Annotated in this window: 18 protein-coding genes; 14 read left to right on the forward strand and 4 right to left on the reverse strand. The window is 66.8% G+C overall.

Going from position 1 to position 17,724, the window contains the following annotated elements; genetic code table 11:
• Positions 1-22: 22 nt before the first annotated feature.
• Positions 23-397: a 50S ribosomal protein L20 gene (rplT, locus tag Q9235_RS11345; RefSeq protein WP_047575636.1), complete on the forward strand. Its 375-nt coding sequence runs from the start codon at positions 23-25 to the stop codon at positions 395-397.
• 75 nt (positions 398-472) lie between these two features.
• Here the strand turns inward: rplT and Q9235_RS11350 are convergent, their stop codons facing one another.
• A complete protein-coding gene (locus Q9235_RS11350) occupies positions 473-1,234 on the reverse strand; it encodes an LOG family protein (RefSeq protein WP_306227287.1) in 762 nt (253 codons plus the stop codon).
• Between the two features lie 98 nt (positions 1,235-1,332).
• Between Q9235_RS11350 and pheS the strand changes: the two genes are divergently transcribed.
• The 8 genes from pheS (at position 1,333) to Q9235_RS11390 (ending at position 10,176) form a co-directional block, all read left to right on the forward strand.
• On the forward strand, positions 1,333-2,415 hold the full coding sequence (pheS, locus tag Q9235_RS11355) for a phenylalanine--tRNA ligase subunit alpha (RefSeq protein WP_306227288.1): 1,083 nt from the start codon (positions 1,333-1,335) through the stop codon (positions 2,413-2,415).
• A gap of 28 nt (positions 2,416-2,443) precedes the next feature.
• A complete protein-coding gene (locus tag Q9235_RS11360; protein ID WP_306227290.1) occupies positions 2,444-3,625 on the forward strand; it encodes a ceramide glucosyltransferase in 1,182 nt (393 codons plus the stop codon).
• Entirely contained in the window at positions 3,615-4,040 is a 426-nt protein-coding gene (locus Q9235_RS11365; protein ID WP_306227291.1) for an ASCH domain-containing protein, read from the forward strand. The genes Q9235_RS11360 and Q9235_RS11365 overlap by 11 nt, the downstream gene beginning before the upstream one ends.
• Positions 4,037-6,460 carry a phenylalanine--tRNA ligase subunit beta gene (gene pheT / locus Q9235_RS11370; protein WP_306227293.1) on the forward strand — a complete coding sequence of 808 codons (2,424 nt, stop codon included), beginning with the start codon at positions 4,037-4,039 and terminating at the stop codon, positions 6,458-6,460. The genes Q9235_RS11365 and pheT overlap by 4 nt, the downstream gene beginning before the upstream one ends.
• Positions 6,461-6,694: 234 nt before the next feature.
• Complete coding sequence (locus Q9235_RS11375) at positions 6,695-7,597, forward strand: alpha/beta fold hydrolase (RefSeq protein ID WP_306227294.1); 903 nt, start codon at positions 6,695-6,697, stop codon at positions 7,595-7,597.
• Entirely contained in the window at positions 7,594-8,670 is a 1,077-nt protein-coding gene (locus Q9235_RS11380) for a tartrate dehydrogenase (RefSeq protein ID WP_306227296.1), read from the forward strand. The genes Q9235_RS11375 and Q9235_RS11380 overlap by 4 nt, the downstream gene beginning before the upstream one ends.
• A gap of 31 nt (positions 8,671-8,701) precedes the next feature.
• Positions 8,702-9,406 carry a TerC family protein gene (locus Q9235_RS11385; protein ID WP_306227298.1) on the forward strand — a complete coding sequence of 235 codons (705 nt, stop codon included), beginning with the start codon at positions 8,702-8,704 and terminating at the stop codon, positions 9,404-9,406.
• A 26-nt stretch (positions 9,407-9,432) separates the two neighbouring features.
• Complete coding sequence (locus Q9235_RS11390) at positions 9,433-10,176, forward strand: TerC family protein (protein WP_306227299.1); 744 nt, start codon at positions 9,433-9,435, stop codon at positions 10,174-10,176.
• Between the two features lie 10 nt (positions 10,177-10,186).
• On the opposite strand, the gene Q9235_RS11395 is transcribed toward Q9235_RS11390, so the two are convergent.
• The gene (locus Q9235_RS11395) at positions 10,187-10,795 is read right to left on the reverse strand and encodes a 4'-phosphopantetheinyl transferase family protein (protein ID WP_306227301.1); all 609 of its coding nucleotides are present in this window, start codon (positions 10,793-10,795) and stop codon (positions 10,187-10,189) included.
• Positions 10,796-10,906: 111 nt separating this feature from the next.
• Between Q9235_RS11395 and Q9235_RS11400 the strand changes: the two genes are divergently transcribed.
• The 4 genes from Q9235_RS11400 (at position 10,907) to Q9235_RS11415 (ending at position 13,936) form a co-directional block, all read left to right on the forward strand.
• Positions 10,907-11,638, forward strand: coding sequence for an AzlC family ABC transporter permease (locus tag Q9235_RS11400; protein WP_306227303.1), 732 nt, complete (start codon positions 10,907-10,909; stop codon positions 11,636-11,638).
• On the forward strand, positions 11,625-11,942 hold the full coding sequence (locus tag Q9235_RS11405) for an AzlD family protein (RefSeq protein WP_306227305.1): 318 nt from the start codon (positions 11,625-11,627) through the stop codon (positions 11,940-11,942). The genes Q9235_RS11400 and Q9235_RS11405 overlap by 14 nt, the downstream gene beginning before the upstream one ends.
• Before the next feature lie 126 nt (positions 11,943-12,068).
• A complete protein-coding gene (locus Q9235_RS11410) occupies positions 12,069-12,941 on the forward strand; it encodes a branched-chain amino acid aminotransferase (RefSeq protein ID WP_306227306.1) in 873 nt (290 codons plus the stop codon).
• Between the two features lie 17 nt (positions 12,942-12,958).
• A complete protein-coding gene (locus Q9235_RS11415; RefSeq protein WP_306227308.1) occupies positions 12,959-13,936 on the forward strand; it encodes an NAD(P)H-dependent flavin oxidoreductase in 978 nt (325 codons plus the stop codon).
• 165 nt (positions 13,937-14,101) lie between these two features.
• Here Q9235_RS11415 and murJ read toward each other — a convergent pair whose 3' ends face one another.
• Together murJ and Q9235_RS11425 are read right to left on the reverse strand one after the other, a co-directional pair.
• The gene (gene murJ, locus Q9235_RS11420; RefSeq protein ID WP_306227309.1) at positions 14,102-15,628 is read right to left on the reverse strand and encodes a murein biosynthesis integral membrane protein MurJ; all 1,527 of its coding nucleotides are present in this window, start codon (positions 15,626-15,628) and stop codon (positions 14,102-14,104) included.
• 6 nt (positions 15,629-15,634) lie between these two features.
• A complete protein-coding gene (locus tag Q9235_RS11425; protein WP_422678314.1) occupies positions 15,635-16,594 on the reverse strand; it encodes a glycosyltransferase family 2 protein in 960 nt (319 codons plus the stop codon).
• A gap of 265 nt (positions 16,595-16,859) precedes the next feature.
• Between Q9235_RS11425 and Q9235_RS11430 the strand changes: the two genes are divergently transcribed.
• Positions 16,860-17,693: a ChbG/HpnK family deacetylase gene (locus Q9235_RS11430; RefSeq protein WP_306227310.1), complete on the forward strand. Its 834-nt coding sequence runs from the start codon at positions 16,860-16,862 to the stop codon at positions 17,691-17,693.
• The last annotated feature ends 31 nt before the right edge of the window (positions 17,694-17,724 follow it).

Consider the following 17,724-nt stretch of genomic DNA (forward strand, 5'->3'; position numbering starts at 1 on the left):
CTGACATTCCGGAGATCATGACATGGCTCGCGTGAAACGGGGCGTTACCGCCCACGCCAAGCACAAGAAGACGTTCAAGGCCGCCAAGGGCTTCTATGGCCGCCGCAAGAATACGATCCGCGCCGCCAAGGCGGCCGTCGATCGCTCGATGCAGTACGCCTATCGCGACCGCAAGAACAAGAAGCGCTCGTTCCGCGCGCTCTGGATCCAGCGTCTCAACGCTGCGGTGCGCGAGCACGGCCTGACCTATTCGGTCTTCATCGGCGGCCTGATCAAGTCGGGCATCGAGCTGGACCGCAAGACCCTGTCGGCCATGGCCATCGACGATGCAGCCTCGTTCGCTGCGGTTGTCGAGACGGTCAAGGGCGTGCTGGGCGCCGAGGCCAAGGCTGCGTAACAACCACTGCCTGAGCAGCCTTGCAGTGCTGAATTGGAAAAGGCCGGCGGGGACGCCGGCCTTTTTCTTTGTCGCTTAGGCCTGAACGCTGCCGTTCTTCGGTGGGTTCCAGCCTTCGCCGGCGCCTTCGACGATCCGGTCATAGGCTTCCTCCGGCGAATCCACATAGCTGAACAGCTTGAGGTCGTCCGGCCGGATGAAGCCGGCGGCGGCCATCTGGTCGAGATTGAGCAGGCCTTTCCAGTAGCTGGAATCGTAGAGCACGATCGGCACCGGCGCCATCTTACCGGTCTGGACCAGCGTCATGATCTCGAACAATTCGTCGAGCGTGCCGAAGCCGCCGGGGAAGACGACGAGCGCAGCCGCCCGCATCGCCAGATGCATCTTCCGCATCGCGAAATAGTGGAACAGGAAGGTCAGGTCCGGCGTCGACCAGGCATTCGGCTCCTGCTCGTGCGGCAGGGTGATGTTGAAGCCGATCGAGATCGCGCCCGCTTCCGTCGCGCCGCGATTGGCGGCTTCCATGATGCCCGGCCCGCCGCCCGTGGCGATGACGTGATAACGCCCGGCCTCGCCGTCACGCAGCGCGCCGCCGCGCTCCGAGGCGATGCGGCCGAAGGCGCGGGCGGCCTCGTACCAGGGATTGCCCTCGCGCACCCGCGCCGAGCCGAAGACGACGACGGTCGAGACGACGCCGCGCGCCCTCAGGCTGTCCTCCGCCTTCTGGTATTCCAGCATGAAGCGGACGCCGCGGGTCGAATCGCCGAGGATGAAATCGGGATCGAGGGCGGCCAGCCGATAGGATGGCGAATCCTTCTGGCGGGTGTTGTCGGTCAAAGCTGTCTCCCCAAGTCGTCGCTTCGCTCTGGCATAACCCGGCCGTTCCCGCTAGAACGCGCCCGTTCCCACGCCTTCAAACGCTTGCGACTGAATTCATGACCGATATCGCCACCCTGGAACGCGACGTCCTCGCCGCGATCGATTCTGCCGCCGATGAAACCGCCGTCGAGGATGTGCGCATCGGCGCCCTCGGCAAGTCCGGCTCGATCTCGGCGCTGCTCAAGACGCTCGGCGGCATGACGCCGGACGAGCGCAAGGAGAAGGGCCCCCAGATCAACGGCCTGCGCGATCGCGTCCAGGGCGCCATCGCGGCCCGTAAGGAAGCTTTGGGCGAGGCCGCTCTCGAAGCCCGGCTTGCCTCCGAGCGCGTCGATATCTCGCTGCCGGTGCAGGACGGCCCGGAGGCGCGGGGCCGCATCCACCCGATTAGCCAGGTCATCGACGAGATCACCGCGATCTTCGGCGACATGGGCTTCGCCATCGCCGAAGGGCCGGATGTCGAGACCGACGATCTCAACTTCACCAAGCTGAACTTCCCGGTCGGCCATCCCGCCCGCGAGATGCACGACACCTTCTTCTTCGCGCCTGACGAGAACGGCGAGCGAAAGCTCCTGCGCACCCATACCTCGCCGGTCCAGGTCCGTACCATGCTGGCCCAGAAGCCGCCGATCCGCGTGGTCTGCCCGGGCCGGACCTATCGCAACGATTCCGACCAGACCCACACCCCGATGTTCCATCAGGTCGAGGGGCTCGTCATCGACAAGTCGGCCAATCTCGGCCATCTCAAGTGGATTCTCGAAGAGTTTTGCAAGTCCTTCTTCGAGATCGACGACGTGAAGATGCGCTTTCGCCCGTCCTTCTTCCCCTTCACCGAGCCTTCGATGGAGGTCGACATCCAGTGCTCGCGGAAGGGCGGCGAGATCCGCTTCGGCGAGGGCGACGACTGGCTGGAGATCCTCGGCTGCGGCATGGTCCACCCGAACGTGCTGCGTAATTGCGGGCTCGACCCGGAGGTCTATCAAGGCTTCGCCTGGGGCATGGGCATCGACCGCATCGCCATGTTGAAATACGGCATGCCGGACCTGCGCCCCTTCTTCGAGGCGGATGTGCGCTGGCTCGCCCATTACGGCTTCCGCCCGCTCGACCTGCCGACGCTGACGGGCGGCCTCTCCTCATGACGGCGCAGGCCGGTCAGGGGAGGGCGCGATGACGCCTGCGGGCTGGGCGGCGACGATCGCCGTGCTGCTGGTCGCGATGAACCTGGCGAGCCAGGCCATCGCGCTCTGGCGGCTGCGCCGGCCCCTCCAGCGCTCTGCCCTGCTCGAAGAGTTGCCTGCTGTCACCATCGTCCGCCCGGTGCGCGGCATCGAGGCCTTCAGTCGCGAGACGGCGGTCTCGGGGCTGGAGCTCGACTATCCCCGCTACAGCACGATCTTCTGCGTCGCCGACGCGCATGATCCGATCATCCCATTGATCGAGGAACTGATCGGCATCTACGGCTCCGGGAAGGCCCGCCTGATCGTAGGCGACGTGCCGGTCAGCGCCAATCCCAAGCTCAACAACTGCGTGCGCGGCTGGGAGGCGGCAGAGACCGACTGGGTCATCCTCGCCGATTCCAACGTGCTGATGCCTAGGGACTATATCCAGCGTATGCTGGCCGCCTGGCAGCCGACCACCGGGCTCGTCTGCTCGACGCCGGCCGGCTCCCGGCCGCTGTGCATTGGCGCCGAAGTCGAATGCGCCTTCCTCAACGCCTTCCAGGCGCGTTGGCAATATGTCGGCGAGGCGCTGGGCCTCGGCTTCGCGCAGGGCAAGTCGATGCTCTGGAACAAGCCCTTCCTCGACGCCAATGGCGGCATCGCCGCGCTCGGCGTCGAGATTGCCGAGGATGCGGCCTCGACCAAACTGGTGCGCAATACCGGCCGCCAGGTCCATCTCGTCGGCCAGCCCTTCGAGCAGCCGCTTGGCCGGCGCCGACTGAGAGACGTCGTGCAGCGCCAGTTCCGCTGGGCGCGCCTGCGGCGCGTGACCTTCCTGCCCTTTTTCGCGCTGGAGATCCTCTCCACGCCTTTCCTTGCCGCCGTGCTGGCCTCCTTCGGTGCTTCCGCGCTTGGTTTGCCGGCCTGGCTTGCGCCGCTCCTCGTGCTGCTCGTCTGGTATGCCGGCGATATCCTGCTGTCGGCGAGCGTCGGCTGGTTCCTGAACTGGCGTACGCCCTTCGCGATGCTGGCGCGCGACATCGCCTTCCCCGGCATCTGGGCCTATGCCTTCGTCGGCGGCGAGGTGAGTTGGCGCGGCAACGCCATGAAAATCCGCACCGACGGTGCCAACAAGCTCAACGAGGCGGTGCCGGCTGCACCGGCACAGGCGGGGCGCGATGGCCGCTGACCTCCTCGCATCCGTTCCCGAGCGCTATCGCGATTGCCCGAGCTTTTCCTTCGGTGACAGTCCGGAGCTCGCGACCGAACTCGCGGCGCTGGTCGTCAGCGGTCGCAAGATCGCGACGGTGAACACGCTCGACGCGCCCGATTGCCCCAAGCTCAACGAGCTCTGGATCGTGCTCGACGGCACCGGCCGGCCCGTCTGCGTCATCGAGACGCTCGAACTTATTCCCCGTCGCTTCGACGAAGTTGACGAGGCCTTCGCCTTCGACGAAGGGGAGGGTGACCGCTCCCTGGCCTTCTGGCGGGACGCCCACGAAACCTATTTCCGGCGCATCGGTGTCTTCAGCCCCGACATGCCCTTGCTTTGCGAACGCTTCCGTCTGGTGGAAGTGCTCACCCCGATGGACGTAGACGCATGAAGTTCACGATCTCCTGGCTCAAAGAGCATCTCGACACCGACGCCTCCGTTGCGGAGATCACGGATGCCCTGACCCGCGTCGGCCTGGAGGTCGAGGCGATCGAGGACCGCGCCGCCGCGCTCCAGGCCTTCACCATCGCCTATGTCATCGAGGCGAAGCAGCATCCGAACGCCGACCGTCTGCGCGTCTGCATGGTCGACACCGGCGCTGGCGAGCCCGTGCAGGTCGTCTGCGGCGCGCCCAATGCCCGCACCGGCATGAAGGGCGTGTTCTCGCCGCCGGGCAGCTACATCCCCGGCAAGAAGGTCACGCTCGGCAAGGGTGTGATCCGCGGCATCGAATCGAACGGCATGCTGGTCTCGGAAGCCGAGCTGGAATTGTCCGACGATCATGACGGCATCATCGAACTGCCGGCTGACGCTCCCGTCGGCCAGCCCTATGCTCCCTATGCCGGGCTCGATGACGCCATCATCGAGATCGCGGTGACGCCGAACCGCGCCGATGCGCTCGGCGTCGCCGGCATCGCCCGCGACCTCGCCGCCGCTGGCCTCGGCACGCTGAAGTCGAAGGCTATCCAGCCGGTGCAGGGCTCCTTCCCGTGCCCGGTCAAGGTTACGCTCGATTTCGCCGGTGAGGACAAGAAGCTCTGCCCGGCCTTCGCGCTGCGGCTCGTGCGTGGCGTCAAGAACGGCCCGTCGCCGGACTGGCTGCAGGCGCGCTTGCGCGCAGTGGGCTTGCGCCCGATCAATGCCTTGGTCGACATCACCAATTTCATGACGCTCGACCGCAACCGGCCGCTCCACGTCTTCGACGCGGCCAAGGTGAAGGGCAATCTCACCGTCCGTCGCGCCAAGGCCGGCGAGGCGATCCTCGCGCTCGACGGCAAGACCTACACGCTGACCGACGAGCAGGTCGTGATCGCCGACGAGCACGGCGTCGAGTCCCTCGCCGGCATCATGGGTGGCGAGGCCTCGGGCTCGAGCGAGACCACCACCGACGTGCTGATCGAAAGCGCGCTCTGGGACCCCTTGAACATTGCCCGCTCGGGCCGCGCGCTCGGCATCAATTCGGATGCGCGCTATCGTTTCGAGCGCGGCGTCGATCCCGATTTCGCCCGGCCGGGCCTCGATCTCGCGACCGCGATGGTGATCGAGCTCTGCGGCGGCGAAGCCTCCGAGATGGAATTCGCCGGCGAGCTGCCCGCCAGCCCCGCAGCGATCGACTTCCCATGGTCCGAGGTCAAGCGCCTGACCGGGCTCGAACTGCCGCAAGCCGAGATGCAGGCGGCTCTGACCTCGCTCGGCTTCGAGGTTTCGGGTGCCGGTGAACGCGTCACGGTTGCCGTCCCGTCCTGGCGCGCCGATGTCGGCGGCAAGGCCGATCTCGTCGAGGAGATCGTGCGCATCGCCGGTCTCGACCGCGTCGCCTCGACGCCGCTGCCACGCATCAAGGGCGAGGTCGTCAAGCCGGTCTTGACCGTGCTGCAGAAGCGCACCCGCACCGCCAAGCGCACGCTCGCGGCGCGCGGCCTCGTCGAGGCCGTGACCTGGTCCTTCATCTCGCATGATCAAGCCAAGCTCTTCGGCGGCGGCTCGCCCAAGCTGGCGCTCGCCAATCCGATCGCGGCCGATCTCTCCGACATGCGGCCCTCGCTGCTGCCGGGCCTGATCCGCGCCGCGCAGAGCAATGCCGATCGCGGCTTCCCGGATGTGGCGCTGTTCGAGGTCGGGCAGGTCTTCAAGAGCGACGAGCCGGAAGGCCAGCTCATCGCCGCGACTGGCCTGCGCCGTGGCACCGCCCGTCTCGACGGTACCGGCCGTCACTGGGATGGCGGCGCCAAGCCCGTCGACCTTTTCGACGCCAAGGCGGATGTGCTTGGCCTGCTCTCGGGGCTGGGCATCCCGACCGGTGGTCTCCAGATCGTCGCTGGCGGACCGGCCTGGGCGCATCCCGGCCGTTCGGCCACGCTCCAGTTCGGCCCCAAGGGCGTGATCGGCGCCTTCGGCGAGGTCCATCCCAAGATCCTCAAGGCGCTCGACGTCAAGGGGCCGCTGGTCGCCTTCGAGATCCATCTCGACGGGCTGCCGCTGCCCAAGGCCAAGCCGACCAAGGTCAAGCCGAAGCTTGCGCTCTCCGATTTCCAGCCGGTGACGCGCGATTTCGCTTTCATCGTCGACAAGGCGGTGGCGGCCGGCGACATGGTCAAGACGGCTCAGGGCGCCGATCGTGCGCTGATCGCCAATGTCGGCGTCTTCGATCTCTACGAGGGCGCGGGCGTCGAGGCCGGCAAGAAGTCGGTGGCTTTGGCGATCACGCTGCAGCCGACCGAGAAGACGCTGACCGAGGTCGAGATCGAGGCCGTCGGCAGCAAGATCGTCGCCGAGATCGGCAAGCGCTACGGCGCGACGCTGCGCGGCTGATAGCGCTATGTCGTCATGGTCGGGCTTGTCCCGACCATCCAAGTCTTCCTTGATCGAAGACGGTGTTCGAGGCGTGGATGCTCGCCACAAGGGCGAGCATGGCGGGCGGGCTCGTGCGCACTCGCCAGCCAGAAGTCGCTTCCCACCATTGATCGACATTATGTAATAATCCATGCGCGAAATCCCGGCGCTTTCGGGGTATGCGCTGGCGCATTCCTGCATCTCCGCGATCTGATGACCCTCACCGAACGTCCCATCACGGACAATCTGTTCCCCGGTTTTCGCCTGCTCGACGTCCAGACGTCGGGTCCGCGGATTCGCGTCCGGATCGGGGGGGAGGGGCCGCCTCTGCTCCTGCTCCACGGCTATCCGCAGACCCATGTGATGTGGCGCCGGATCGCGCCGCTGCTCGCGCCGCACTTCACCCTGATCTGCCCGGATCTGCGCGGCTACGGCGATTCCGACAAGCCGCCGAGCGACGCCGAGCACGCGCCCTATGCGAAGCGCGCCATGGCGCAGGATATGGCGGAGGTCATGAGCGCGCTCGGGCATGCACGCTTCTTCGTCGGTTCGCATGATCGCGGCGCCCGCGTCGCACATCGCATGGCACTCGACCATGGCGAGCGCATCCTGAAGCTCGCCACCCTCGACATCGCGCCGACGCGCGAGATGTATCGCGACACGACCGATGCCTTCGCCCGTGCCTACTGGCACTGGTTCTTCCTGGTCCAGCCGGCGCCGATGCCGGAGCGCATGATCGGGAGCGATCCGGAGTTCTACTGGACGAGCCGGCGCGCCTCGGACATGCGGCTGTTCGAGCCGGAGGCGCTCGCCGAATATCTGCGCTGCTTCCGCGATCCCGCGATGATCCATGCGAGCTGCGAGGATTATCGCGCTGCCGCGACGATCGACATCGCTCATGACGATGCGGATGGCGGCCGCAAGCTCGCCTGCCCGCTATTGGCGCTCTGGGGCGAGCGCGGCGTCATCGGAAAATGCTTCGACCCTCTGGCCTTGTGGCGCGAGCGTGCGCAGGATGTGCGCGGCCGGGCTCTGCCGGGCGGACATTATCTGGCGGAGGAGGTCCCCGATCTCGTCGCCGCGGAATTCAGGGCCTTCTTCGGAGAAACCGCATGACCGGCACCAACCGCGTTTACCGCATCGCCGTGATCGCCGGTGACGGCATCGGCAAGGAGGTCATGCCCGAAGGCCTGCGCGTGCTCGATGCCGCCTCGAAGAAATACGGCTTTGAACTGCGCCTCGACCAGTTCGATTTCTCCTCCTGCGACTACTACGCCAAGCACGGCAAGATGCTGCCGGACGACTGGAAGGAGAAGATCGGCGGCCATGACGCGATCTATTTCGGCGCCGTCGGCATGCCCGCCCAGGTGCCGGACCATATCTCGCTTTGGGGCTCGCTCCTTCTGTTCCGGCGTGAGTTCGACCAATACGTCAACCTGCGCCCCGTGCGGCTGATGCCGGGCGTGCCCGGCCCGCTCGCCAACCGCAAGCCCGGCGATATCGACTTCTTCGTCGTGCGCGAGAACACCGAGGGCGAGTATTCCTCGGTCGGCGGGCGCATGTATGCCGGCACCGAGCGCGAGATCGTCATCCAGGAGACGGTGATGAGCCGCGTCGGCGTCGACCGCGTGCTGAAATACGCCTTCGAACTGGCGCAGCGTCGCCCGCGCAAGAAGCTGACCTCGGCCACCAAGTCCAACGGCATCTCGATCACCATGCCCTACTGGGACGAGCGGGTGAAGGAGATGGCGAAGAACTATCCGGACGTCGCCGTCGACCAGTATCATATCGACATCCTGACCGCGCATTTCGTGCTCAATCCGGATCGCTTCGATGTGGTCGTCGCCTCCAACCTGTTCGGCGACATCCTCTCCGATCTCGGCCCGGCCTGCACCGGCACGATCGGCATCGCGCCCTCCGGCAACATCAACCCGACCGGCGACCACCCCTCGCTGTTCGAGCCGGTCCACGGCTCCGCGCCCGATATCGCCGGGCAGGGCATCGCCAATCCGGTCGGCATGATCTGGTCGGGCGCGATGATGCTGGACCATCTCGGCGAGCACGAGGCGGCCAAGGGCATTGAGGCGGCGATCGAGCGCGCTCTGGGCGATGCCCGCACCCGCACCCGCGATCTCGGTGGTTCGCTCGGCACCGAAGCCGCCGGCAAGGCGGTCGAGCAGGCGCTTTGAGCCGGAATTTGGCCGCGAGGATTTGAAGATCATGGATTTGTCGTCGGTTTCCATTGTCGACCCGCTGGTCTGGGGCAAGCTGGCCGAGATCATCCTGCTGAACATCGTGCTCTCGGGCGACAACGCCGTCGTCATCGCGCTCGCCTGCCGCGCACTCGCGCCGGCGCAGCGGACCAAGGGCATCGCGCTCGGCGCCGGCGTCGCGGTCGTGCTGCGCGTGGTCTTCACGGTGCTGATCGCCTCGCTGCTCAACACGCCGTTCCTGCGCATCATCGGCGCCGGCCTGCTGATCTGGATCGCGGTCAAGCTGATCGTCGAGGAGGAAGGCCAGGACGAGGATTCGATCACGGCGAGCAGCAAGCTCTGGAAGGCGGTGCAGACGGTCGCGATCGCCGACATCGTCATGAGCCTCGACAATGTGCTGGCGATCGCCGCCGTCGCCAAGGATTCGATTCCCTTGCTGGTCGCCGGCCTCGTCATCTCGATCCCGCTGATCGTGCTTGGCGCCTCGCTGATCACCAGCCTGCTGACGCGCTTCCCGATCCTGGTCTGGGCCGGCGCCGGCTTGCTGGGTTGGGTCGCCGGCGAGATGTTCGAGAGCGATCCCTGGCTGATCGCCCGCTTCGGCGAGCAACTGCTGCACAAGCTGGAATACCCGGCTGCGATCCTGGGCGCGTTGCTCGTGCTCGGCCTCGGCTACCTCATCAAATCGCGCCGGCCTGACCCGGCCCACTGACAAACTGCAAAGGGATACCCTGACCGATGGATTTCGCATCCCCCGTCTTCTGGACCTCGCTGCTCCAGATCATCTGGATCGACCTGCTGCTTTCGGGCGACAACGCGGTCGTGATCGCGCTCGCCGTGCGTTCGCTGCCGGAGAAGCAGCGCAAAGTTGGCATCTGGCTTGGCGCCGGGGCGGCGGTGGGCCTGCGCATCATCTTCGCGGTGGTTGTCAGCTACCTCCTGAACGTCCCGTTCCTGAAGGTTGTCGGCGCGCTCCTCCTGTTCTGGATCGCCATCAAGCTCGCCAAAGGCGAGGAAGAGGCCCATGGTGATGTCGCTGCCAGCGACAATCTCTGGAAGGCGGTGCGCACCATCGCCATCGCCGACGCGGTGATGAGCCTCGACAACGTGCTCGCGATCGCAGCCGCGTCGCGTGGCCATTTCCAGCTTTTCGTGTTCGGCCTGCTGCTGACGATCCCCCTGATCATCTTCGGCGCGCGCATGCTCTCGTCGGTTCTCGAGCGCTTCCCGATCCTGATCTGGCTCGGCGCGGCGCTGCTCGGCTGGATTGCCGGCGAGATGCTGCTCAGCGACATGGCGATTATGCAATGGCTCCAGGTGAACATGCCGAGCTGGGTGCAGACCGTGCCGGTCTCCGAGACGAACCCGGCCGGTCTCCTGCCCGCGAAGGTGCCGTTCTATTCGGCGGCGGTGCTCGGCGCGGCCTTCGTCTGCATCGTCGCTTACGCTCTCAAGAAGAAGCCGATCGATCAGGCGGGCTGATCGGCCGGATCTAGCCGGTAACGACGAACGCGGCGGCCATGATCTCATGGCCGCCGTTTTTCATCGTGCAGAGCGCGCCGACCGTATCGGTGGGGGCGGAGGCATCCGTGACGCGAAAGGTCGTCTCCGACAGAAGTGACACCGCGAAACTCTCGGGCGCACGCCGAAACCCCATTCCCAAAGCCTTCACATAGGCTTCCTTAGCGGCCCAGAGGCGCGCGAAGCTCCGGGCTTGCTCGGTGGAGGCAATGGCTTCGAGGGCGTTTCGTTCGTCGGGATGCAACAGGTCGCGCGGCGGTGCGGCGCGTTCGTCGACCTGTTCGACATCGGCGCCCAGCGGATGGCGCGCGAGGCCGACCGCGACGATCCCGGCCCGGGTCGCCAGCGAAAGATGCAGGCCGGTCTCTCGGGGCAGATCGAGGAGCGGGCGCCCGGCTGCGTCATGCGCGATGACGACGTGCCCCTCTCCGCAGCCAAGCTGACGCGCCAGGACGCGCCGCGCCAGACCGCGTCGCAGAGCCGAGCGTTCCGTCAGGTTGCTCGGCTGCGCATCTGTCCGGACGAGCCAGATCGCCGGCAGGGCAGGGGCTATGGCATGGGCATCGTCGAACCAGTGCATGGCCCATCTGTAGGGCTCCTGCCGAAGTCTGTCGCGTCCTGCGCGGAATTCATGCAGCCGCGCCGTTCGCGCGCGTTGACCTTCGCACAGGCTTTCCGCTTGTGGAGGGTGATGTCAGCCGATCCGAACACGCCGCCGGCCGCGGGAGAAGCGCCGATCACTGCCGCGGGCATGATGCTGGGCCTGCGCAAGGTCTCCGTGCTGATGCCCGGTATCGTCGTCTTCGCCGTCGCCTTCGGGGCGGCCGCGGCTGCGAAGGGGCTTTCGCTGTTCGAGACCTTGCTGATGAGCGGCTTCGTCTACGCGGGCGTGGCCCAGCTCGTCTCGCTGGAGCTGTGGCGTCCGGAATGGACATGGGGCGCCATTGCCGGCATCGCCGTGGTCACCGCCACCGTCAATGCACGCATGGTGCTGCAGGGCGCCTCCCTGCAGCCCTGGTTTGCGAAATATCCCAAGGCGCTCAACGCCTTCCATCTCTTCTTCTTCACCGATGCCAACTGGCTGATCGGGACGCGCTACCGGGCCGAGGGCGGGCGCGACCTCGGCGTGCTGGTCGGCGCGGGGCTCGCGCTCTGGCTGGTCTGGGTGATCGCGACCGGCGGCGGCTACATGCTCGGCGCGTTGGTCAGCGACCCGCGCCGCTATGGCATCGACCTGGTCATGCCGATCTTCTTCGCCGCGATGATCGTGCCGCTCTGGCGCGGCAAGCGCGGCATGGTGCCCTGGGTCGTCGCCGGCCTCGTCGCGCTGGTCACGGCGAGGCTTGTCGACGGCTATGCCTTCATCATCGTCGGCTCGCTTGCCGGCGCGATCACGGGGGCGTTCCGCGATGACGCTGCCTGATCTCGGCACCTGGGGCCCACTGGTCGCCATCACGGCGATGGCCATCGCGACCTATCTCTGCCGCATCTCCGGCGTGGCGCTGATGAGCATCATCCCGCTGACCCCGCATGTCCGGCGCGGGCTTGCGGCCCTGCCGGGCTCGATCGTCGTGGCGACGGTGCTGCCGCTGGTCGAGCGGCTGGGCTGGGCTGCGGCGGTCGCGCTGCTGGCCGCAGTCGGCACCATGATCCTGCGGCGCAGCGAGTTGCTGGCGCTGCTCGTCGGCATGGCCGCGATCTCTGGCCTGCGCGCGCTCGGCTACTGATCCATCACGCGGGCCGATTGCTTCCATCACATCACGTCATCCCGATATGCATCGCTGCATGTTGACGACGAAGAGCGGGGGGAGGACGGTGCGTCACAGCAAAACTGGCTAAAACGGAGCGCCGTCATGGCATGGTATTCTCAGACGTGGACCTGGTTCGATGGCTCCTGGCATGAGGGCAACCCCGGCATCGTCGGTCCGCGCAGCCATGTGCTCTGGCAGGCCTCGTCGGTCTTCGATGGCGGCCGCTATTTCGACGGCGTCGCGCCCGATATCGACCTGCATGCCGCCCGCGTGAACCGCTCCGCGTCGGCGCTCGGCCTGAAGCCTACCGTGGAGGCGGATTTCATCGTCGGGAAGATGTTCGAGGGCGTCAAGAAATTCGCCCCCGGCACGGCGATCTATGTCAAGCCGATGTACTGGGGCGAGGCGGATGGCCCGTCCACCATCATGGCCGATCCGGAATCGACCCAGTTCGCGCTCTGCCTGTTCGAGGCAGCGATGCCGCAGCCGACGGCCGGCTTCTCGGTGACCAAGGGCGCCTTCCGCCGCCCGAGCTACGAGACTGCCCCGACGGACGCCAAGGCAGGCTGCCTCTACCCGAACAATGCCCGCGTGCTGAAGGTGGCCAAGGCCGCCGGCTTCGACAACGCGCTGGTGCTCGACATGCAGGGCAATGTCGCGGAGACCGCGACCTCGAATATTTTCCTCGCCAAGGACGGCGTCGTGAAGACCCCCGTTCCGAACGGCACTTTCCTGAACGGCATCACCCGCCAGCGCGTCATCAAGCTGCTGCGCGACAGCGGCATTCCGGTCGAGGAATGCAGCCTGCGCTACGAGGATTTCGAGCAGGCCGACGAGATCTTCATGTCCGGCAATTACTCCAAGTGCATGCCGGTGACCCGCATCGACAACCGCACGCTCCAGCCCGGCCCGCTCTTCCGCCGCGCCCGCGAGCTCTACATGGACTACGCCCACAGCAAGTCGAAGGCCGCCTGAGCCGAAAGGCAGGGTTCATGGCGCGCCTCGCCACGCGATTGACCGAACGCCTCGGCATCGCCCATCCGATCCTGTCGGCGCCGATGGCGCTGGCGGGCGGCGGGGCGCTGGCTGCGGCGGTCACCCGCGCCGGTGGACTCGGCCTCATCGGCGGGGGCTATGGCGATGCAGGCTGGATCGAGCAGCAGTTCGCTGCTGCCGGCAACACCCAGGTCGGCTGCGGCTTCATCACCTGGTCGATGGCGAAAAAGCCTGAGCTTCTGACGCAGGCGCTGGCGCACAGGCCTGCCGCCCTGATGCTCTCCTTCGGCGATCCGCGCCCCTTCGCCGATGAGATCGCGGCGGCGGGCGTGCCTCTGATCTGCCAGTGCCAGTCTCTCTCGCACGTCCGGCAAGCGCTCGAAGCCGGCGCCGCGATCATTGTCGCGCAGGGTTCCGAAGCCGGTGGGCACGGCGCCACGCGCGCGACGCTGCCCTTCGTGCCGGAAGTGGCGGACCTGATCGCCCGCGAAAGGTCCGACACGCTGCTCGTCGCTGCCGGAGGCGTTGCGGACGGCCGCGGCTTGGCGGCGGCGTTGATGCTTGGCGCCGACGGCGTGCTCGCCGGGACGCGATTCTGGGCGAGCCGCGAGGCGATGGTGCATGAACGTCACCATGCCGTGGCCGTCGCTGCGACCGGCGACCAGACCGTGCGCTCTTCCTTGCCCGATATCGCGCGTCAGCTCGACTGGCCGAAGCCCTTCGATATCCGCGTCTCCGACAATGCCTTCATTGCAAACTGGGCCGGCCGCGACGGGGCGCTCAAGGATGCGATTGCCGTCGAAGGTCCCGCCTATCGCGAAGCCTTCATGGCCGGCGATCCCGACAAGGCCGCCGTTATCTTCGGCGAAGCCGCCGGCTTGATCACGGATATCCCGAGCGCCGGCGAGATCGTCGAGCGCATGGTGGCGGAGGCGGTGGCACTGCTCGATAAGGCAGAGCGCTTCGTCGTTTGATCGCCCCTCTGGAACCACTCTTTGTCATTCCGGGCGCCCGAAGAGCGAACCCGGAACCCACCACTGGGTGAGATATATCGGTTGGGGAGGGCTCGCCCGGTCGTGGGTTCCGGGTTCTTCGCTTCGCGAAGCCCCGGAATGACAAGGGTTCAGGCTGAAAAACTGCTACCGCAGCAGCCTGAGCAGCCCCGTCACCTTCAACAGCCCACCGGCGAGTACGGTGTAGACGATCGCCGCGACGCCGGACACGAGCAGCACCGTCATCAGCAGCGGCTCGAAGGGCAGGGTGGCGGTGAGCCTCAGTGCCAGTGGCTTGCTCCACCAGGCGAGCAGGCCGCAGATCGCCGCGACACCGCAGACGATGCCTGCGAAGCTCGGCAGGCGCCGGTCCGGCTCGGTCCAGCGGCGACGGCGCGCCAGCACGAACAGCGTCAGCAGGTTGACCCAGGCGCCGGCAGCAGTTGCGAGCGCCAGTCCCGGCGCGCCCCAGTCGCGCCAGAGCAGGAGCTTCAGCAGGAGGTTGCAGGCGATGGCGGCGAGCGCGACCAGCATCGGGGTGGTGGTGTCGCCGCGCGCCTGGAAGGCCGAGACCTGCGCGCGGATCATCACGATCGCCGGCAGGCCGAGCGCATAGGCGAAGAGCACGGCACCCGCCGCGGCGCTCGCCTGCGCATCGAAGGCGCCACGCTGGAAGAGCCCTGCTACCATCAATTCGGGCACGGCGACGAAGGCAGCGACGAAGGGGGCGCTGGCGACGAGCGAGATCGCGATAGCGCGGTTCTGGGCGCGATTGGCGGCGGCCTCGTCGCCGCGCGCGATGGCGCGGCTCATCGCCGAGAGCGCGACTGTGCCGACCGCGATCGCGATCAGCCCAAGCGGCAATTGGTAGAGCCGCTCGGCATAATAGAGCGCCGCATAGCCGCCGCGCGGCAGCATCGAGGCGATGATCGTGTCGGCAAAGATCGCGATCTGCACGCCGGCCGAGCCGATCACGGCCGGCCCGAACACCTTGAGGAAGCGCCGGACACCGGCATCCGCCCGCGGGCGCACGATCTTGCTCGAAACGCCGGCCCGCCTGGCCGCGACATAGAGCACGATCCATTGCGCCACGCCGGAGATCGCGACGCCCCAGGCGGCGGCGTGGGCCGCGCTCGGAAACAGGAAGGGCACGGCCAGCGCCGCGACGATGAAGACATTGAGCAGGATCGGCGCAGCGGCGAAGGCGGCATAGCGCTCGACGGCATTGAGGGTCGCACCGAGGAACGTGACCATGGTCACGAAGAGCAGATAGGGGAAGGTGATCCGCGTCAGCGAGACCGCAAGCTCGAAAACCGCAGGATCCTCGCTGAAGCCCGGCGCCAGCAACCGCACCAGCCAGGGCATCAGGGGCAGGGCCAACGCCAGCAGGATGACCTGCACGATCAACTGGACGGTAAAGAGCCGGTCGGCGAAGAGGCTGGCGGCCTCCGGTCCCTCCTTCTCGGCGATCTGGGCATAGGTCGGCACATAGGCCTGGTTGACGGCGCCCTCGCCGAAGATGGCGCGGAAATGATTGGGCAGGCGCAGCGCGACGGAAAAGGCGTCCATGATCGCGCCCGCGCCCAGCACGGCCGCCAGCACGATGTCGCGCACGAAGCCCGTGATCCGCGAGATCAGCGTATAGCCGCCGACCGACAGGATGTTCTTGAGCATGAAGGCCTAGCGGATCAGCGGCGGCAGGGCGTCGCCGCGCGGGTGGTCGACGGTGCGGGCGTCGAAGCCGACGCGCTCGCCGATCAGGTAGAGCGGCCGGCGCTTCACCTCGGCGAAGATGCGCCCGACATATTCCCCGATCATGCCGAGCGAGACGAGCTGGATGCCGGAGAAGAACATGATCGAGACGATCAGCGACGGGAAGCCGGGCAGGTCGGTGCCGAAGAGCAGCGTGCGCAGCATGAAGTAGAGCGCCGAGAAGGTCGCGATCACCGCGATGATCGCGCCGGACCAGGTCGCGATCTTCAGTGGCACGGTCGAGAAGGAGGAGAGCCCGTCGAAGGCGAAGGAGAACAGCTTGCCGTATCTGAATTTCGATTGGCCGTGCTCGCGCTCGGCGACATGGAAGGGCACGCCGGCCGAGCGGAAACCGACCCAGGCATAGAGCCCCTTCGAGAAGCGCGCACGTTCCGGCAGGGCCCGCAAGGCATCGACGGCCTTGCGGTCGAGCAGGCGGAAATCGCCGGCGCCTTCCGGCAGCGGCGTTTCGCCGAAATAACCGAAGATGCGGTAGAACATCTTGGCGAAACCGCGCTTCATCCGGGTCTCGCCCTCGCGGTCGGTGCGCTGGCCGTAGACATTGAGATAGCCCTCGCGCCATTTGGCGAGGAAGGCGGGAATGGTCTCCGGTGGATGCTGCAGATCGGCATCCATGATGATGACGGCATCGCCGAGTGCATGGTCGAGCCCGGCCGCGATCGCGATCTCCTTGCCGAAATTGCGGCTGAAGGAGACGGCGCTGATGCGCGGATCGGCGGCATTGAGGTCGCGGATCACGGTGAGCGTTTCGTCGCGGCTGCCGTCATCGACGAAGACGACTTCCCAGGATGCGACTTCGCCGGCGAGCACCGTGCGCAGGCGTTCGACCAGCAGGGGCAGATTGTCGGCTTCGTTGTGCACGGGCACGACGATGGAGAGCTCGGGCCAGCGCGAAGCCCGAGGCGCACGTTGAACCGTCTGGGACCCGATATCCGACACGAACGACCTTTCGACCTGGGTTGCATCGCCTCGCGGACGACGCTCGCCGCACAGAACCGCAAAGCTTGCCGGGCGACAAGCCCGGCACCGCAAAACAGACTCCGGAAAAGACGCGACTTTTTTGGCGGCGCGTTTCCATCATGCCGACGTCGCGCTATAGCGCGAACCCGGTCAACGAGGGACGACACGCGCAATGGCGAAGGGCTTCATCCTGTGCGCTGATGACTTCGCCATGACGGATGGCGTCAGCCGCGCGATTCTCGATCTCCTCGGTCGCGGCAAGCTAACCGCGACGGGGGCGATGACCAATCGCCCGCACTGGCGCCGGCTGGCGCCGGAACTCTGCGCTTTTGCCGGCAAGGCCGATCTCGGCCTGCACCTCAACCTGACCTGCGCTGCGCCGTTGTCCGCGATGCCGCTTCTCGCACCCGGCGGCACCTTGCCAAGCCTGAAGGATGTCGCGAGGGCCGCCGCCACCTCTCCCGCCACGCGCAAGGAGATTGCCGCGGAGATCACGCGCCAGCTCGACGCTTTCGAGGACGCGCTCGGCCGGCCGCCGGATTTCGTCGACGGGCACCAGCATGTCCATGTGCTGCCCGGCGTGCGGCGGGCGCTGCTCGATATCCTGACCCGGCGCTATCCGGCAGGCGCTCTCTACGTACGCGACCCCGCGGATCGCGCGGCTGCGATTCGCGCGCGGGGCGTGGCTGTCGGCAAGGCGCTGGTCATTGCCGGACTTGCCACCGGCTTGCGCAGCGCGGCGTTGAAGCGGGGCCTGCGCGTCAATCGCGGCTTCTCCGGCGTGGCGCCCTTCGATCCGCAGCGGGACTTTGCTGGCGACCTGGCCAGCTTCCTGATCGAGCCCGGCCCGTGTCATCTCGTGATGTGCCATCCGGGCTTCGTCGACGACGAACTGGTCAGGCTCGATCCCGTTGTCGCGACGCGGCCCGTCGAGCACGCTGCGATTGCCGGCTTCGTGCCGCCTCCAGGTTTGCCGCTGAGCCGATTCGGCGCCTTGGAAGCCTGATCGCAAGCGGCTCGCCGCAAGCGATTTGTTT

This window comes from Bosea beijingensis (assembly GCF_030758975.1).
GTDB lineage: Bacteria > Pseudomonadota > Alphaproteobacteria > Rhizobiales > Beijerinckiaceae > Allobosea > Allobosea beijingensis.

Coding starts and splice junctions, on each gene's coding strand:
- rplT (WP_047575636.1), top strand. CDS start 23: ATGGCTCGCGTGAAACGGGGCGTTACCGCCCACGCCAAGCACAAGAAG.
- murJ (WP_306227309.1), bottom strand. CDS start 15,628: ATGCTCAAGAACATCCTGTCGGTCGGCGGCTATACGCTGATCTCGCGG.
- Q9235_RS11405 (WP_306227305.1), top strand. CDS start 11,625: ATGACGCTGCCTGATCTCGGCACCTGGGGCCCACTGGTCGCCATCACG.
- Q9235_RS11375 (WP_306227294.1), top strand. CDS start 6,695: ATGACCCTCACCGAACGTCCCATCACGGACAATCTGTTCCCCGGTTTT.
- Q9235_RS11385 (WP_306227298.1), top strand. CDS start 8,702: ATGGATTTGTCGTCGGTTTCCATTGTCGACCCGCTGGTCTGGGGCAAG.
- Q9235_RS11390 (WP_306227299.1), top strand. CDS start 9,433: ATGGATTTCGCATCCCCCGTCTTCTGGACCTCGCTGCTCCAGATCATC.
- Q9235_RS11415 (WP_306227308.1), top strand. CDS start 12,959: ATGGCGCGCCTCGCCACGCGATTGACCGAACGCCTCGGCATCGCCCAT.
- Q9235_RS11400 (WP_306227303.1), top strand. CDS start 10,907: ATGTCAGCCGATCCGAACACGCCGCCGGCCGCGGGAGAAGCGCCGATC.
- Q9235_RS11430 (WP_306227310.1), top strand. CDS start 16,860: ATGGCGAAGGGCTTCATCCTGTGCGCTGATGACTTCGCCATGACGGAT.
- Q9235_RS11380 (WP_306227296.1), top strand. CDS start 7,594: ATGACCGGCACCAACCGCGTTTACCGCATCGCCGTGATCGCCGGTGAC.
- Q9235_RS11360 (WP_306227290.1), top strand. CDS start 2,444: ATGACGCCTGCGGGCTGGGCGGCGACGATCGCCGTGCTGCTGGTCGCG.
- Q9235_RS11410 (WP_306227306.1), top strand. CDS start 12,069: ATGGCATGGTATTCTCAGACGTGGACCTGGTTCGATGGCTCCTGGCAT.
- pheS (WP_306227288.1), top strand. CDS start 1,333: ATGACCGATATCGCCACCCTGGAACGCGACGTCCTCGCCGCGATCGAT.
- Q9235_RS11365 (WP_306227291.1), top strand. CDS start 3,615: ATGGCCGCTGACCTCCTCGCATCCGTTCCCGAGCGCTATCGCGATTGC.
- Q9235_RS11395 (WP_306227301.1), bottom strand. CDS start 10,795: ATGCACTGGTTCGACGATGCCCATGCCATAGCCCCTGCCCTGCCGGCG.
- pheT (WP_306227293.1), top strand. CDS start 4,037: ATGAAGTTCACGATCTCCTGGCTCAAAGAGCATCTCGACACCGACGCC.